The sequence below is a fragment of the Sellimonas sp. genome, from assembly GCF_047234585.1.
GTDB classification, from domain to species: Bacteria; Bacillota; Clostridia; order Lachnospirales; family Lachnospiraceae; genus Sellimonas; species Sellimonas caecigallum.
This window is the reverse complement of record NZ_JBKSWG010000007.1, coordinates 1-14,881: the sequence shown is the minus strand read 5'-3', so window position 1 is coordinate 14,881 and position 14,881 is coordinate 1. Positions and strand designations below refer to the sequence as shown.

15 protein-coding genes are annotated in these 14,881 nt (G+C 45.3%); all 15 read right to left on the bottom strand.

What is annotated here, in order from left to right:
• Positions 1-604 precede the first annotated feature (604 nt).
• Positions 605-943, bottom strand: a complete 339-nt coding sequence (locus ACLROL_RS04080) for a TnpV protein (RefSeq protein ID WP_243424686.1) — start codon at positions 941-943, stop codon at positions 605-607.
• A gap of 803 nt (positions 944-1,746) precedes the next feature.
• The gene (locus ACLROL_RS04075; protein WP_204907626.1) at positions 1,747-1,953 is read right to left on the bottom strand and encodes a transposon-transfer assisting family protein; all 207 of its coding nucleotides are present in this window, start codon (positions 1,951-1,953) and stop codon (positions 1,747-1,749) included.
• Positions 1,953-2,555, bottom strand: a complete 603-nt coding sequence (locus tag ACLROL_RS04070; RefSeq protein ID WP_413067386.1) for a YodL domain-containing protein — start codon at positions 2,553-2,555, stop codon at positions 1,953-1,955. The genes ACLROL_RS04075 and ACLROL_RS04070 overlap by 1 nt, the downstream gene beginning before the upstream one ends.
• Positions 2,556-2,566: 11 nt before the next feature.
• Positions 2,567-3,166 carry an LPD16 domain-containing protein gene (locus ACLROL_RS04065; RefSeq protein WP_413067385.1) on the bottom strand — a complete coding sequence of 200 codons (600 nt, stop codon included), beginning with the start codon at positions 3,164-3,166 and terminating at the stop codon, positions 2,567-2,569.
• Positions 3,163-5,241: a DNA topoisomerase 3 gene (locus ACLROL_RS04060; protein ID WP_413067384.1), complete on the bottom strand. Its 2,079-nt coding sequence runs from the start codon at positions 5,239-5,241 to the stop codon at positions 3,163-3,165. The genes ACLROL_RS04065 and ACLROL_RS04060 overlap by 4 nt, the downstream gene beginning before the upstream one ends.
• Before the next feature lie 70 nt (positions 5,242-5,311).
• Positions 5,312-5,575, bottom strand: a complete 264-nt coding sequence (locus ACLROL_RS04055) for a hypothetical protein (RefSeq protein WP_413067383.1) — start codon at positions 5,573-5,575, stop codon at positions 5,312-5,314.
• Between the two features lie 268 nt (positions 5,576-5,843).
• On the bottom strand, positions 5,844-6,185 hold the full coding sequence (locus ACLROL_RS04050; RefSeq protein ID WP_413067382.1) for a hypothetical protein: 342 nt from the start codon (positions 6,183-6,185) through the stop codon (positions 5,844-5,846).
• Positions 6,178-6,978, bottom strand: coding sequence for a MerR family transcriptional regulator (locus ACLROL_RS04045; protein ID WP_413067381.1), 801 nt, complete (start codon positions 6,976-6,978; stop codon positions 6,178-6,180). Before ACLROL_RS04045 ends, ACLROL_RS04050 begins: the two co-directional genes overlap by 8 nt.
• A 296-nt stretch (positions 6,979-7,274) precedes the next feature.
• A complete protein-coding gene (locus tag ACLROL_RS04040; RefSeq protein ID WP_413067380.1) occupies positions 7,275-8,321 on the bottom strand; it encodes a Fic family protein in 1,047 nt (348 codons plus the stop codon).
• A 165-nt stretch (positions 8,322-8,486) separates the two neighbouring features.
• Positions 8,487-9,188: a DUF4366 domain-containing protein gene (locus ACLROL_RS04035; protein WP_413067379.1), complete on the bottom strand. Its 702-nt coding sequence runs from the start codon at positions 9,186-9,188 to the stop codon at positions 8,487-8,489.
• Positions 9,178-9,435, bottom strand: coding sequence for a DUF4315 family protein (locus ACLROL_RS04030; RefSeq protein WP_204907632.1), 258 nt, complete (start codon positions 9,433-9,435; stop codon positions 9,178-9,180). Before ACLROL_RS04030 ends, ACLROL_RS04035 begins: the two co-directional genes overlap by 11 nt.
• A gap of 20 nt (positions 9,436-9,455) precedes the next feature.
• Positions 9,456-11,207 carry a C40 family peptidase gene (locus tag ACLROL_RS04025; RefSeq protein WP_413067378.1) on the bottom strand — a complete coding sequence of 584 codons (1,752 nt, stop codon included), beginning with the start codon at positions 11,205-11,207 and terminating at the stop codon, positions 9,456-9,458.
• A 3-nt stretch (positions 11,208-11,210) separates the two neighbouring features.
• Positions 11,211-13,598, bottom strand: a complete 2,388-nt coding sequence (locus tag ACLROL_RS04020; protein WP_413067377.1) for a VirB4-like conjugal transfer ATPase, CD1110 family — start codon at positions 13,596-13,598, stop codon at positions 11,211-11,213.
• Positions 13,558-13,992, bottom strand: coding sequence for a PrgI family protein (locus tag ACLROL_RS04015; protein WP_413067376.1), 435 nt, complete (start codon positions 13,990-13,992; stop codon positions 13,558-13,560). Before ACLROL_RS04015 ends, ACLROL_RS04020 begins: the two co-directional genes overlap by 41 nt.
• Positions 13,993-14,010: 18 nt before the next feature.
• The gene (locus ACLROL_RS04010) at positions 14,011-14,877 is read right to left on the bottom strand and encodes a VirB6/TrbL-like conjugal transfer protein, CD1112 family (RefSeq protein ID WP_204907636.1); all 867 of its coding nucleotides are present in this window, start codon (positions 14,875-14,877) and stop codon (positions 14,011-14,013) included.
• Between the last annotated feature and the right edge of the window lie 4 nt (positions 14,878-14,881).

The following is a 14,881-nucleotide window of genomic DNA, read 5'->3' as shown; positions in this document are numbered from 1 at the left end:
TGATATTCAGCTCTCAAAGTGGCTCTGAACTGCCTGTCTGCCAGTTTGTCAGCCAGTGCAGCCGTTTCCTTCGGAAATCCATTACCACGAATCTCCTGCAAAGAAGTCAGAAAACCCTGTTCTTTGGCTTCATCGGAAAGGTCATGGTAAAGATACCAGAAAGATTCTGCAACCTTTGTTCGTTCGTAGCCGGGAGCTTCTTCCAGTTCCACATTGGTGGCATACTCACCGCTGTCCAGAAGCTTTCCGATACGCTCAGCTGCTTCCTGCCAGGATACCACCTGCCGGAACGGAGCAAAACGGGCAGTTTTTCCTCTGGCAAGATGAATACACTGGTCGTCGAACCACACGCTGACCTCAACCCCATCCAGTTTGAACCCATTGCTACCACGATACAGTTCCGGCAAACGCTTTGCTATCTCCTCGGTGGATTTTCCCTTCATATATTCCAGCGCCACCGTCATTCTGAGATTGGATTCGTTACCGCCAGTGACAAGCACCTGGTCAATTTCGTTTTGAGCGAAAGAAAAAGCAGAGGGCGTTTTGCTCTCTGCTTCATCAATAAAGTTAATTTGTTCCGCTTCAGAAAGGAAAAGGTTCAGGCTTAACTGTTGATAAGTTCCGCTGTCACGATTTCCTCCGCCTGTGCTTTCAGGCTGTTCATGTGCTGTACCCATGCCATCTGCTGCGTCGCTTTGTCCGGTGCCGGATTCTTCTCCAGCAGCTCGCTCATCAGCTGCTCGACTCTGCGGTGTGCTGTTTCGTCGATCTCCTGAAGGTGCGGAAACAGCTCCTCGCTGAGAATCAGGTCGTTCAGCAGCATCGGATTGTTCTCTTCCAGATACGCTCTCCGCATCCTGCCGTACTTGCCCAGGGGCTTCTCTTCGCTGTTCTTCAGTTCGATGTCCGGAATCTGATAATCCCCGGCTTGTCTGTAAGTCATTTCGCTCATAATCATGGCTCCTTTCGATGGTTTTCGTTTTTTCATAGGCTTCGATTGCTTTTTCCAGTTCAGCAAACATTCTGGAGCTGACTGCATTGACCGCTGTGCCAAGTGCGTTGACAGTCTGCCGTGTGTTGAACTCAAATACATTGACAAAATCTTCATGCTCGAAGTAGTCGTCCGGATTTCCGGCAAGACGGCTGTACATTGCATAGGATACACTGTTTGCCACTGCGGTCTTAAAAGCTACTTCGATGTTATATTCATCATACTCCTCCAGGAAGCTGTTCGCAACGATGTCGAGGATTGGTTTTCTGAAATCAGTCCAATATTCCGAAGCCTGTTTCATTGCGATATTTTCAAGCTGATTTTCCAGCATTCCTTCTGCCGGAACCTGAAAAATACGTTCCATCTCCTCCATAATATACGGACGGTTCTCATTGGTCACTTTCCATGTGCTCAGTGCCGGAGAAGAACGGCGCACACCGGTATCTGACACATCAAAGACATATCTCAGATACGGCTTATCCTGATTCATCACAAAAAGAGCTATCCCTTTGGAACATCTTTTCACATAACGTCGATACTGCTCAGTGTTCCATTCCTCATAAGGCTTGCAGAGTGTAGCATCGGGACGCTGGGCATAAATCATAACCTGTTCCGGATAGGTGAACTCATAATTCCGAGCCATTGTGGTCAGAAAAGAAGTCCAGTTTTCCCGACTGGCTGTAATTCTGTTGATGGTTTCCCTTGCCACACCGGAATAAAACCTCGCTTTAGCGTTCATTGTTTCCCTCCAATCTTCAAAAATCAAGAGAAAGGTTCAGATTCTCAAAGGCTTCATCATCCATATCGGATAATTTTTTCAGCACCGAATCTGTCAAAGACAAAAGCTCCGTTTCGTCATCCTGAAGCTGCTCCTTCATCTCTTTCAATACTCCGCACAGTCCCATTCTTGTCCCTGGGCTGTACAACATAATCAACATTTTTTCATCACTGGTCAAATCCATTACTCCATCTCCCTTTCCGGATGGGATTTCGCAGGCTTATATGGGGCATCCAAAGCGGATCGCTCTTTTAACTGTGCCAACACAGAAGAGCGTTCTTCTGTAACAGGAGCCTTCCCGTTATTGACAATGCCATCCAGCATCCCATAATCGTCCTCCACAGCCATCTCTGCATTCTTCAGATAATTTTCCGGTTTCATAAATCCCTGAAGTTCCCTGAACCCAATCGAGTCCACATAGTGAAAGGATACCACATCATCTGTTTTCAACGCCACGATGTCGCTGACAGACAGGCTGTGTCCCCGAAAATCCTCCGGCTGATCCACATTGAATTTCGTGTACAGCCCCTCCAGCATAGCAGTCTGGTCCGTATAAGAGGAAAGATGAGCCATATATACCACATCATAGTGGTCAATATCCGGCTCTTTTCCCTGGCGTTTCAGAGAATCATAAGATTCAAAGCGTTCATATACCGTTTCATCAATGTGCCTGAGCTGTAAGATTGCATACGCATCAGTGGTACTGTCCAAAAACGCCTGCATTTTTTCCGAATTATCCAGATTGCCGTCCACTTCATTCCAACGTTCAATTTTATCCTGTGACATAAACATCCCCCTTATCTTTCCGGTTCTTCGCAACTGTGCAGCATTTTGGACGGTGCTGGCTGTCCTGAAATCTGCTTCAACTGAGCGATCACAGATAATTTCTCCGCAGAATCAAGAAGCTCCGCAGCTTCTGCCTTTTCCATAATGTCTTCATATACCTCAGCCCGCAGCTCCCGCATCTGAAGCCCGAAGTCCTCCAAAATCTCAGTCCTTGCTTCCAGCATGGAAAATTCCGGATTATCCAGCTGACCGCCATCAATTTCCCGAAAATCCCTGTCAAACAGGGTATAGTCGTAACCGTCCTCACAGGTCTGGAGTACCAGATACCGGTCACGCCCAACCTGCCATGCTGCTTCGTCCCCCATGATTTCCGGTTCCGCCTGACAATAGCTTCCGTTACGCTCCAGGAGTTCTGCAAACTGGCAGATATGAAAAACATTATTTCCAATCTGCGTATGGTACTCATCAATGAACTTGCAGGGTTTGATGACTACCGAATCATCGGAGTAGTGTACCTGAATGGTTCCGCCATCCGGGATATGAAACAAATCCTTATAATGACTGTCGATAAAACGAATATCTTTTCCTTCCGGATTAAACTCATTGATCATTTTGTTTTTCCTCCATTTTCAAATTCCATGCTGTACTGCGCTTTCCCTTCCGCTGTGACATTCATGACAACTGTTGCGTCAAACATCCTGCCGGTTTTGGCGGATTTACAGCCTTTCAGCCTGATTTTCCTGTCCGACAGGAGTTTTTGTGCCACTGTGGCTGTCAGGTTCTTGCCGATGCTCTCAAAATAGCGGTTATTTTTCCATAATGCGAACCGGCACTGCCTGTTTGAGCAGAAGAATCCCTTTTGCCGTTCCTCTACAGAACTGCCACAGACCGGACAAACGCCGACCGTCCGGACTTCCTTTGCCATCAGCACTTCGGAACCCTGTACCTTTTCATAGGTCTGCACCAGTGCGGAAATCATCTCCTGAATTTCATTCAGAAACGCTTCGCTTTCGTATTTCCTACGCTCAATCAGAAGCAGCTTTTCTTCCCAGTCGGCTGTCATGGACGGAGATTGAATCTGTTCCGGCATCACTGTCACCAAGGCAGTTCCTTTATGAGTGGGAATCAGGTGCTTGGTTTTCTTATCGCCCTTACGTTCCAGAAAACCAATCCGTACCAGTTTTTCGATTGTGGCAGCACGGGTAGCTGGTGTCCCCAGCCCTTTACGCTCTGCATCTTCCGGCATTTCCTCCGCACCGGCGGCTTCCATACTCTGAAGAAGCGTATCTTCCGTAAAATGTTTGGGCGGAGAGGTTTTTCCTTCCCTGACTTCTGCGGAATGAACGCTCAATCCCTCGCCAACTGTAAGGGACGGTAGCTGTTTTCGCTGATCCTTCTCCTCATCACTGCCTTTTCCGGAGAACTTTTTCCACCCTTCCTGCACGATGGTTTTGCCCTTTGCAGAAAAGACATAGTTGCCATCGGAAAGCTCGATTACGCTTTCGTTGTACCGGAACGGTTCACCAACTGCACAAAACAGGCGGGTGGCAATCAGCCGGAGAACTGCAAGTTCCCCTTTGGGAAGTTCGTCCAAATGGTATTTTGAACTTTCTTTGGTCGGGATAATAGCATGGTGGTCAGAAACCTTCCTGTCATTGATAACCTGTGCCGCATGAACAGGGATGTTTTCCACATCCTCCACCGGAAAAATGTGAAAAAGTGACTGCACCAGTTCCGGAAGCGATTTTTCCATATCACTTGTCAGATACCGGCTGTCAGTGCGTGGATAAGTGACCAACTTTTTCTCATACAAGCTCTGGGTATAGTCCAACGTCTGCTGTGCAGTAAATCCCAGAACACGGTTTGCATCTCTCTGCAAAGAGGTCAGATCATACAGGGCAGGCGGTTTTTCAGATTTTTCCTTACTTTCTGCCTTCGTGACGGTCAGCACGGAACCAGCACAATTCCGGCAGACTTCATTTGCCTGGTCTTTCTCCTTTATACGCTCACTGGATACCGTAAAATCTTGCAAGGTCAGTTCCACGGTATAAAAAGGTTCTGGTTTGAAAGCGGAGATTGCAGCTTCACGCATCACGACCATTGCCAGAGTCGGCGTCATGACACGTCCCACATTCAGCGTCTGCCCGTAAAGGGTAGAAAAAAGCCGGGTAGCGTTAATTCCAACCAACCAGTCGGCTCGCTCCCGGCATAATGCCGCTTCGTACAAAGCATCATATTCTGTTGATGGTTTCAGCTGCTCAAATCCCTCTCTGATAGCGGAATCCTCCATAGAAGAAATCCAGAGCCGTTCAAAGGGCTTTTTACAACCGCACTGATGATAAACCAGACGGAAAATCAGCTCACCTTCACGTCCGGCATCCGTTGCACAGACAAGGCTTTCCACGTCTTTTCTTGCCATCAGCTTTTTGAGAATCCCAAACTGCTTTTTGGTACTGGCGGATATCTGGTACTTCCACTGCTCAGGGAAGATTGGTAAATCTGCATACGTCCATTTGCTGTATTTCCCGTCATAAGCTTCCGGCTGTGATAATTCTACCAGATGCCCGACGCACCAGCTGACAATGTAGCCGTGTCCCTCCAGGTATCCGTCCTCACGTTTCGTTGCGTCCAGCACTTTAGCAATACTCTGTGCCACAGATGGCTTCTCAGCCAATACTAATTTCATTTGCATCTGCCCCTTTCCTGAAAATAAAAAATAGCCCACAAGGTGTTATCCCTGAGGGCTATGTACTAAACTACTTATTTTTTAAAATTGACTCTATTAACTCTCCATCATTATTTGGCAATTCATCATCACTGAATTCTCCTAGGTAGGTCACATCATGGTATTCCTGCCCATCATATCTATATCCAGTGTAGGGGTAGCCTTGCTTTGTTATTCCCTGATAAGGTTTAAATTCTGCTTCAGCATCTTCCTTTGAATAATAATCCGAATCAAACCAGATGCCTTCTTTCTCTTTTCCCCATCCCATTTTTGTAGCTTTAAATAAATGTTTCATATAAAATCCACCTTAACGATCTACATTTCTAAAATCTTCCTCTGATTCATAAATATCATCAGAAGAAATACTATTCTTATGTCCACACTCGGTACATTTCCAAGTGTATTTGTGATCATCGAATCCGGGCTGTGAATTTAAATATGCATTACACCGATCACAATACCAATCAATACCCGGGAATCTTTCACTCATTTTTTTCACCCTTTCTTTCATTTGCTTAGTATAAATTGCTTCTATCAATAATATGGCATATAACTCTTTCTTCTTACGGTATCTTTTCTAAAGATTCGTTAAGTTTTCTTTTCAAATCTCTAGAAATAGGATACTTTTTGATTTTTTTAAGAATAGATTCCTTACTTTCACCTCGTTTATATAACTCTTTTACTACCGACGAAAAAATTGCATCTACACCGTATTTGGCAATTCCTTCAGATAAAAGTCCTATGACCCCAAGTGTCGCAATTCCACCAATCATCCCTCCCGGTCCTAATGCAGCAAGAGCTGCCGTAATAGCAGCACCCCCAGCTAATCCTGTTGCTCCAATCGCAATTACTAACACAAGTCCCGGAACTCCTAATGCAGCAACTTTTGATACAATTTTATCCATTTTTTTCTCCTTTCTTCATGCGATTGCAATATACTTGAAGTGCTTTCAACAGAAAATCGTTTGCCCCTTCCTTAGAAAAAATCACATCGGAAATTCTGTCCATGCTCAAATTACTTACCAACCGTATGCCAAACAGTAAATCTATAGGATTCAGGTCACCTTTTTCAGAGAGTCCTGAAAAATAAAGAAAGATACTTGAAAGTTCCCTTTGGACTTCTACAGAATCCGGTTCATAATCCATAGCCTTTCCAAGCTTTGCTATCATTTCAATAATTTTTTGCCCCTGTTGTTGAATATCCGAAATATTCAACCCGTTTATCATTTCATCACTCAATTTCTTTAAGCTTTGTTCGGTCAGTTCCTCCTCATTTGTAGAAAAAGTATTAACAGCAAACTGATCAATATTGTTATCGAAATCGGAAATATCAAATTTTATCTCATTTCCTTCATATTCATTGGCGTACCTCATAAATTCAGCCGCAAAAATCACATTTTCAAGATGCCTCTTCTTTGCCTTTAATTCTTCAATTTGTGTGTCAATAGCTTCTCGCCAATCAAACTGAGGAGAATGGATCATCTTTCTGATTTTATCAGCAGAATATCCTAGCTCTCTATATAAAGCAATTTGGCGGATTTTAGCTATATCCGAATCGCTATATAACCAATACTCTTTGCCACCTTCTACTTTTTTGTCAGAAGGACTGATCATATCCCGTTCAATATAATACTTAAGCGTTCGCTTGTTGATTCCTGTTAATTCTGAAACCTGACCTATTGTATATAAGCGCTTCACTCGATTCACCTCCTCTACTTAACAGAATAGTATTAGCCGATATCGGCTGTCAATATCTTATTTTTAAATTTTAGAATCTTACTACACCCTTATTTAATCTGAAAACTATGTAAAAGTATCTATATTCCAAAATCTACAACTGCTATGTACCGAGGATTATCTGCATCACTTCAGAGCAAAATAAAAGCAGCCATACACCGAAATGTACGACTGCTATGTAACAGAGGTATCTGCCTCATTCATAAAATATCTCCGTCATTTTATCAATTAATGACGGAGATAAGGATTTCTATAACTTAGATTCTGACATAACCGGTAGCCGGCCCCGAACCGACTTTGGCGATGTAACCACTCTTTACCAATTCCGTCAAAGTGCGTTCTACCGTTGTTTTACTAATGTCAGGGCAGGCATCCAGGATTTCCTTTTTCGTGATTTTTCCAACCTTCTCGTCAATCATGGCTCGGATTCGTTCCGGCTTGGAAAGTGTGCGGTTTTTCAAATGTTCTACACGGCTTTCAAATTCATTGTATGCTTTCAACGTAATACCAAGATAATATTTTACAAAAGGTTCGTAGCTGTTCTCATTTTCATGCCAGCCGGTTGAACTTGCCTGCAATGCTTCATAATAGGTTTCTTTGGTTTTTTCAATCAGCATTTCCATACTGATGTACTTCCCGACAATATATCCGGCTTTATAGAAGAGCAGAAGAGTCAGCAAGCGACTCATGCGTCCATTCCCGTCATTAAAAGGATGGATACAGAGAAAATCCAAAATAAACATGGGAATCAGAAGAAGTTTATCAATATGATCAGCTTCCCAGGCTTCCCAAAATTCTCTGCAAAGTTCCTCCATTGCTTCTGCGGTCTGAAATGCCGGAACCGGAATAAACCGTGCCTTTTGATGTCCTTCTGCATCTGTTTCAGCAATGACATTATCCGCATTTTTATAACTTCCGCCAGCAGCTTTCTGAGAGTAAGAATATAAATCCCGATGCAGCTGCAAAATCAGATTGGGACGGGGAACAATGTATTCATAACTTTCGTGAATGGTAGCAAGTACTTCACGATAGCCTGCAATTTCCTGTTCGGAACGGTTTCGGGGTTCCGCTTTCTGGCTTACCAGTTCCTCCAGTCGCTTATCCGTTGTATAAATACCTTCGATACGATTAGAAGCTCCCGTACTTTGAATCAATGCAACTTCCAAAAGGGTTTTCAGTTCGTCAATATTGGCTTCCAGAAATAACTCCTGCTTCCCTTTGTGTTCATGGATACCGGAAACCATCTGCACGATCTCCGGTGTCAAAAGTTTTTCCGGTTCCTTTTTATAATCAAATAGCCGCATGGTATCTACCTCATTTCCAACTTATCTACCTCATTTTACCCTAAAATGACGGAGATTTCAATATAATGACGGAGATAAACTCTCTCCTGTTCTTTATTATGGGACAGTATCAGAGAAAATACTCCCATTATGTAAGACAGCCCGAAGGCTGCCCGCCGGTTCTGATTATACCGGCTCGTTGTTATCCTCCTCATCATCCGAATACTTTGCATCATCCTCATCCGCAGAATAATCGTCAGATTCCTCATACCCATAATCTTCCTCATCCACATAATCGGCATCCGGATCAGGCTTTTCCTGTGCTTTTTCCGCTTTTTTACCCTTGAGCTTTTTGAATGCAAAGAATCCGCCGCCAGCAGCAAGAAGAACAATGGTCAAAATAGCCGGAAGCAGGTTCGGCTCCTTTTCCGGCTCAAGCTCTGTTTCCGGCATTTCCGGTTCCGGATCAGGCTGAGATTCCGGTTCAGGAGTCGGCGTTGTTTCCTCGACAGGCTGTACCTGCTCCAGCTCCTTCTCATCCATCAGCTTCATCAAATCGGCTTCATCCACCTGATTCAGGAAGTGGACAGTTTCCTTGCCTTCATCATCACGGTCGATAATGAGATAGAAATAATTGCCGGTTTTCGTCACAACAGTAATGAACTGTTTCCCCGCAGAAGGGTGTTCGCCCTCATCATCCACCAGCGTCATATTCCCGTCAGGCGTAAGCGGTTCCATCGGCTCACTTTCTTCCTCGGCTGCTGCTTCCTCCGTCTGCTCCTGTGTGGTTTCAGCAGGAGCGTCTGAATAGGCAAATGCCGTTGTAGAAAACAGCCCAATGCTCAGAAGCAGTGCCATACAGGCAGTACCCAAATATTTAATTTTCATGTGCATTTTCCTCCTCTGTTACAGATTGAATGGTTTCAGGCTTCGGTACGGCATTTTCTGCAAACATACGAAGCAGTTCTGAAAGCTGGTCAGGTGTCAGATTGGCGGCGTGTACCATCTCATGAATTTCGGAGTTCTCCTCTTCACGATACCGGCGTTCCAAATCCTTTACCCTGGAATCCCATTCCGCTTTCTTTTTTCGTGCTTTTGCAAGCTCCGCACCAAGCTTTTCTAATTTTGCTCCCATAACTTCTCCTTTCCGGCAGCTTACGGGATTCTGCCAAAGCAGTAAAAGTGCTGCTGCCAATAATTCGTTTCAATTGAAGCGTAGGAAATCGGATCGCCGCAGTGGATCATCATTCCATCGCCTACATAAATGCCGACATGAGAAGCTCCCGATGTGTTGTAGGTTCCCTGGAAGAAAACCAGATCACCAGGTTTCGCTTCAGACGGCGGGATAATGTCACAGAGATTTTTGAGTCCGTTAGCAGTTTGTCTGCCAACGCTCCAGCCGTTGCCGCAATTATTGATGACCCAGCTCACAAAGCCGGAACAGTCAAAACTGGTGGATGGGGAAGAACCGCCCCAAACATACGGATAGCCCAGATACTTTTCTGCTTCCCGTATCATATTGGCAAATGCGGTATCGGTCAGAGCTTCCCCTGGAATATCATAATCCGTATATTCTCCGCCACCGCCAGGTGCTGAAGAAATGTCATCGCCAAACAGGTAGGAGCGATTTCCCAGCGTTTCCAGCAACAGCTCATATCGTTCCATCTGATCTTCGGTTAAGCCAGCGGAGCGAATCACATTGCCCAGTCCATAATTCCGCAAGGTGACATTGAGAATATAATACTCGTATTCGACTTCTACCTCATACTCATATTCTTCTTCCCATGTTTCACCGGTTTCCGGGTCAGTGTGGGTTCGTGTGCCGGTTCTGGTTTCTGTCCGTGTGCGGATTTCAATTTCTTCCTCCAATGTCAGTTCATATTGCTGCTCAAACAGACTTTGCAATGTTGCCTGCACTTCTTCACGGGTGTAGTCCTCAAATATGACCGTCAGGTATGACGCAAGCTCATAAGGGTTGTGCCCGATTTCATCCAGAGAGTAACGGTACTCGTCATATCCCGGATGGGTGGATTCAATATTATCTGCCTGACTCCGTAAATCATTTTCCAAAGCCGTATAATCTTCATCTGTGCCCAGAATGTCCTCATCTTCCGCAGTAAAGGAAGTGCCAAGAACAACCTGAGTGCCGCCCTGGAACATGGTAGAGCAGGCAGAGAACATTCCGGACACCACCATAAACAGCAATGCCAGTGCCAGTACCCAAAGAAGCGTCGTTTTATGGGATACACAAAAATCTGTAATTTTTTGCGTTACCGTTTTTGCCCCTTTTGCAGTCTTTTCTGCACCTTTTACTGTGGCTTTTCCGCCTTTCCCGGCTCGTGCGGCGGCATATTCCTTTTTGATATTGTGCTTTTGCCGCCAGCGGGAAACGGGATTCGAGGAAGCGTCCGGATTCTCTTTTTTGAACTTTTCAAACAGAGCGTTGACATTTGCCTTATCAGATTTTCCAACAAGTTTTTCCGCTTTATCATAGGCTTTCAGCTTATGGCTGTATGCAGCGTGACTGGCAACATGATAAGCAGTTTCTGCTCCCAGTTCCGTCTGGTGGGCTGCCTGTACGCCCACATTATCATCCTCATATTTGGAGATGGATTTGTGGGCGGTAGCAGACAGCGTATCTACCGGAGCACGAGTTGCAACCCGTTTGATACCGGAAGGCTTCGGCGGAATTTCTTCTGATTTTGCCTTGTCAAATCGCAGTTTTTTCGTCCGGTCAGCAGATATATCCGATTCCTGCCGCAGTTTCCGGTGCTTCTTAGGAGTAAGCCTGTCCACCGCCTTTTCTGCCTTTGTTGCGGCTTTATCCGCTTTCCCGGCAGCTTTTTTCACGGCATCACTGGACAGATCATCTTCGGTAAATTGAAGGCGGGTAGGTCGTTTCACCATGAATTACCCCTCCTTCTCTTTGGAAACCTCGGACAATTTTGTGGTCATGATACGGTACAGCTCAATATCCTTCGGGAAGTGGTCAACAAACGGCAGAATCACATTACCGTAAAACAGAAGCCCTTCTCCTTCACCGGAGTTTGTGACATAAGAAAGCTGATGCGGAGAGATATTCAAACGCTGTGCCAGAATGGCTCTGTCCTCGCTTGCCTGATTGAGCATATAGATGAAATCGGAGTTTTCCAGAATGTTGGCTATTTCCGGACTGCGAAGCAAGTCTTTTACGTTCTGGGTAATGCCTGTAGGAATGCCACCCCATTTTCTGAATCTCTTCCAGATTTCAATGGAATAGGTTGCAGTCTGCTCCTCTTTCAGGAGCAAATGGAACTCGTCAATATAATACCGGGTGGATTTTCCGGCATTGCGGTTCTGAGTGACACGTCCCCAGACCTGATCCTGTACGACAAGCATACCAATCTTTTTCAGCTGATTGCCCAATTCTTTGATGTCATAGCATACCAGGCGGTTCTGAATATCCACATTAGTCCGGTGGTTGAACACATTAAGGGAGCCTTTGACATAGATTTCAAGTGCAGTCGCAACATGACGGGCTTCCTTTTCATCCTGTTTCAGCAGGGCATTGTACAAATCCTCCAGAATCGGCATATTTTCCGGTTTCGGGTCATCAAAATACCGCTGGTAAATCTGATGCACACAGCGGTCAATAACTGTCTTTTCCACCGGCTGTAAACCGTCCTTACTGCCCACAATCAGCTCACAGAGCGACAGAATAAAATCAGCTTTCAGTGCCACCGGATTATCGTCCTCTGAATAATTGAGGTTAATATCCATCGGATTGATATAGTTGGTGCTGGAAGAACTGATTTTTACCACCTGTCCCCGGAATTTCTGAACCAGTGCGGTATATTCTGCTTCCGGATCGCAGATGATAACGTCATCATCTGTTACCAGAAAGGCATTGGTGATTTCACGCTTTGCACTGAAGGACTTACCGGAACCAGGAGTACCCAGAATCAATCCATTCGGATTCTTCAGCTTTTTCCTGTCCACCATAATCAGGTTGTTAGACAGTGCGTTCAAACCATAGTAGAGCGTTTCGCCGTCGCTCTGGAACAGTTCCTGCGTGGTGAACGGAACGAAGATTGCTGCGGAACTGGTAGTCAGCCCTCGGCGAATCTCAATCAGGTTATGGGCAAGGGGCAGACTGCTCATCACTCCCTGTTCCTGCTGAAAGTCCAGCCGCCGCAGATTGCAGTTGTGCTTCTGAGCAATGCTCTGAGCCTGAAACACATTGTTTTCCAGTTCCTGCTCTGTACGTCCGGTATTCATGACAAGGAACGTCACCATGAACATTCGCTCATTCTGGCTTTGCAGCTCTTTCAGGAGTGCCTTTGCATCCTTTCCGTAGGTGGCAAGATCGCTCGGAAGAATATCCATGTCATATCCGGAGCGAACTGCCTTTTTTTGCTCCTCAATTTTACTGCGGTCAAGCTCTGTGATTGTCCGTTTGATACTTTTGATAGCGGCGGTCTGGTCTACCGACTGGATGTGCATGGTTACAATCTGACTGGACTCCATATCCAAAAAATCTGCCAGCATCCGGTCACTGAGATCGGATGCCGTAATGGAAAGAAAGGACATGGAGCCGTACAGACTGCCCATCTGAAACGTGCGGTTATTTTTAAAGACAAAAGCAGTGGGAACAATAAAGTCCTTGACGGAAAGCCCGGATTCCACCAGCCATTTCCAGTCAAAAAAGAACTTATCGTCGTCCCCCATGTGGAACATAGAATGCATGAGCCGCAGACGTTCCTTTCCGTCCAGTGCATTGGCAATGACTCCCAACCGGCGGAAATTGTTGAGCAAATCATTCTCAATATGAGTAAGTCTCGGCTTTGCCTGACGCATGGACTCTGCTTCGATACCGAAAGTCAGATATTTTGTTTTTGTCAGACCATTATTACCCTGAGAAAGCTGCTTTTTCAGCATCTGGCTGTATTCTGCCCGCACGGAATTAAAGTCATCTTTTTTGAATGGGATACGGACGCTTTTTTCAAAGCTCTCCGCATCGGTACTCATATTCATGAAGGACAATTCAAAATGGATGGAGCTGTCAAAAAAGTTGAGAAAACTGCACCATTCATCGAAGATGGCTGTTTTATCTTCCTGCTGTGCCAGCTGATAGTTGATGTCCTGAAACTGAATGGTTTTGGTGTAGTAGCTGTCTGTCACACGGCAAATCCCATCCGGAAACATCCGCTGAAACGGGATAGACTGCTGGGCTGTCTGCGGAATCCCGTTATCCTTTTTCGCCCGTTCAATCACAGCTTTAATTTCTCTCTGCTGTTTTCTGCTGAGATGAGTGGGCATTTTTATTTCTCTTTCCTTTGTTTTCTTTCTGAAAAACAATTCGTTCTACCTCCTTTTCGAGCTGATACTGACGGATCAGCACTTCGTAATAGTTATCCGTCTTGTACGGTCGGATTTTGGGACGAACAAATTTCGCCTGAATAAAATGACGTGCAATAACCTCAAGCGGCTGACCATCCTTTTCGTACATGGCAAGGAAAAACAACGGGAGCATGATGATGATCATGCCCAGCGCCGCCAGACTGACATTACCGGCAGATTTGAGCAGAAAGAAAAACGGCACTCCAATGAGCGCCGCTGTCCCAAAACAAATAAGCTGTCGTTTTGTCAGATTAAAGAACACCTTAGATTTCACCCTCGTCAGGTCACGAGGAACGGGGATATATGCTGCCAAAGAAAGACCTCCCTTCTATCAGTGAGCATTGAATACGCTTTTGGCAAGCGTACCTGTTTTAAACAAAGTGAAGCAAAGCAGTACGGTGTAACCCATAACACCCCAAATATCTGCGATAATATCGTCCGAAAATGCTACGCTCTGTACCAACACCGCATAAATAGCGACGCAGACCAGAATCAGAAATCCCTGGAAGCCGAGAGCCAGCAGTGAACGGAGATAATTCTGTCCAAGCTGATTCTGTTCCCGGTTCGCAAAGGTCGCAAACGGAATCGGAGCAAGGCTCACCATTAAATAGATTTCAATCATTCTTCCGTAGACGATAATGAAAATGATGATAGAAAGGGCATACATCGTGATCTGCACAACAAAAGATTGCAGTAATAAACCGATCAGCGGACCCAAATCCATTCCCTGAAGTGTTTCCTCCAGTGCTTCCAAGCCGGAAGCATCTATGGCTGTGTCACCGGCTATGATGCCGCCGCTGGCGTTTATCACGTGTTGTGCCACATCGAAAACTGCCATTGTAATATTGAATGTGTTCGTGATTAACATGACCGCAACGAAAGTTTTGAAAATCCATTTGAAGAAAATCCAGGTTTCAAAATTTGCCAGATTGTTGTGGTCAATAATCAGCTGAATCAGCTCATAGCAGGCAATGAAGGTTAAAATCAAGCCTGCTATGGGAATAATCACTGATTCGGAGATGTTTCGAACCATAGCAAAAATTTCCGGAGAAAAGCTCTCCGGCGTTCTGCCCACGGAGGTTGCTATCTCGCCAACCTGGTTGTTGACGGACTCAAACATCCCCGACAGATTTCCCATAATAGCTCCGATGAGCATTTCTTTCAGCCAGTCTGTGATCTGTTGGAGTATGCTGTCCAAAGGC

What these genes read in the sequence shown, in the direction of transcription:
- ACLROL_RS04040 (WP_413067380.1), bottom strand. Translation starts at nt 8,321, where the DNA reads ATGCGGCTATTTGATTATAAAAAGGAACCGGAAAAACTTTTGACACCG.
- ACLROL_RS04060 (WP_413067384.1), bottom strand. Translation starts at nt 5,241, where the DNA reads ATGAAATTAGTATTGGCTGAGAAGCCATCTGTGGCACAGAGTATTGCT.
- ACLROL_RS04030 (WP_204907632.1), bottom strand. Translation starts at nt 9,435, where the DNA reads ATGGGAGCAAAATTAGAAAAGCTTGGTGCGGAGCTTGCAAAAGCACGA.
- ACLROL_RS04055 (WP_413067383.1), bottom strand. Translation starts at nt 5,575, where the DNA reads ATGAAACATTTATTTAAAGCTACAAAAATGGGATGGGGAAAAGAGAAA.
- ACLROL_RS04020 (WP_413067377.1), bottom strand. Translation starts at nt 13,598, where the DNA reads ATGCCCACTCATCTCAGCAGAAAACAGCAGAGAGAAATTAAAGCTGTG.
- ACLROL_RS04075 (WP_204907626.1), bottom strand. Translation starts at nt 1,953, where the DNA reads ATGGATTTGACCAGTGATGAAAAAATGTTGATTATGTTGTACAGCCCA.
- ACLROL_RS04070 (WP_413067386.1), bottom strand. Translation starts at nt 2,555, where the DNA reads ATGTCACAGGATAAAATTGAACGTTGGAATGAAGTGGACGGCAATCTG.
- ACLROL_RS04025 (WP_413067378.1), bottom strand. Translation starts at nt 11,207, where the DNA reads ATGGTGAAACGACCTACCCGCCTTCAATTTACCGAAGATGATCTGTCC.
- ACLROL_RS04065 (WP_413067385.1), bottom strand. Translation starts at nt 3,166, where the DNA reads ATGATCAATGAGTTTAATCCGGAAGGAAAAGATATTCGTTTTATCGAC.
- ACLROL_RS04035 (WP_413067379.1), bottom strand. Translation starts at nt 9,188, where the DNA reads ATGAAAATTAAATATTTGGGTACTGCCTGTATGGCACTGCTTCTGAGC.
- ACLROL_RS04080 (WP_243424686.1), bottom strand. Translation starts at nt 943, where the DNA reads ATGACTTACAGACAAGCCGGGGATTATCAGATTCCGGACATCGAACTG.
- ACLROL_RS04050 (WP_413067382.1), bottom strand. Translation starts at nt 6,185, where the DNA reads ATGGATAAAATTGTATCAAAAGTTGCTGCATTAGGAGTTCCGGGACTT.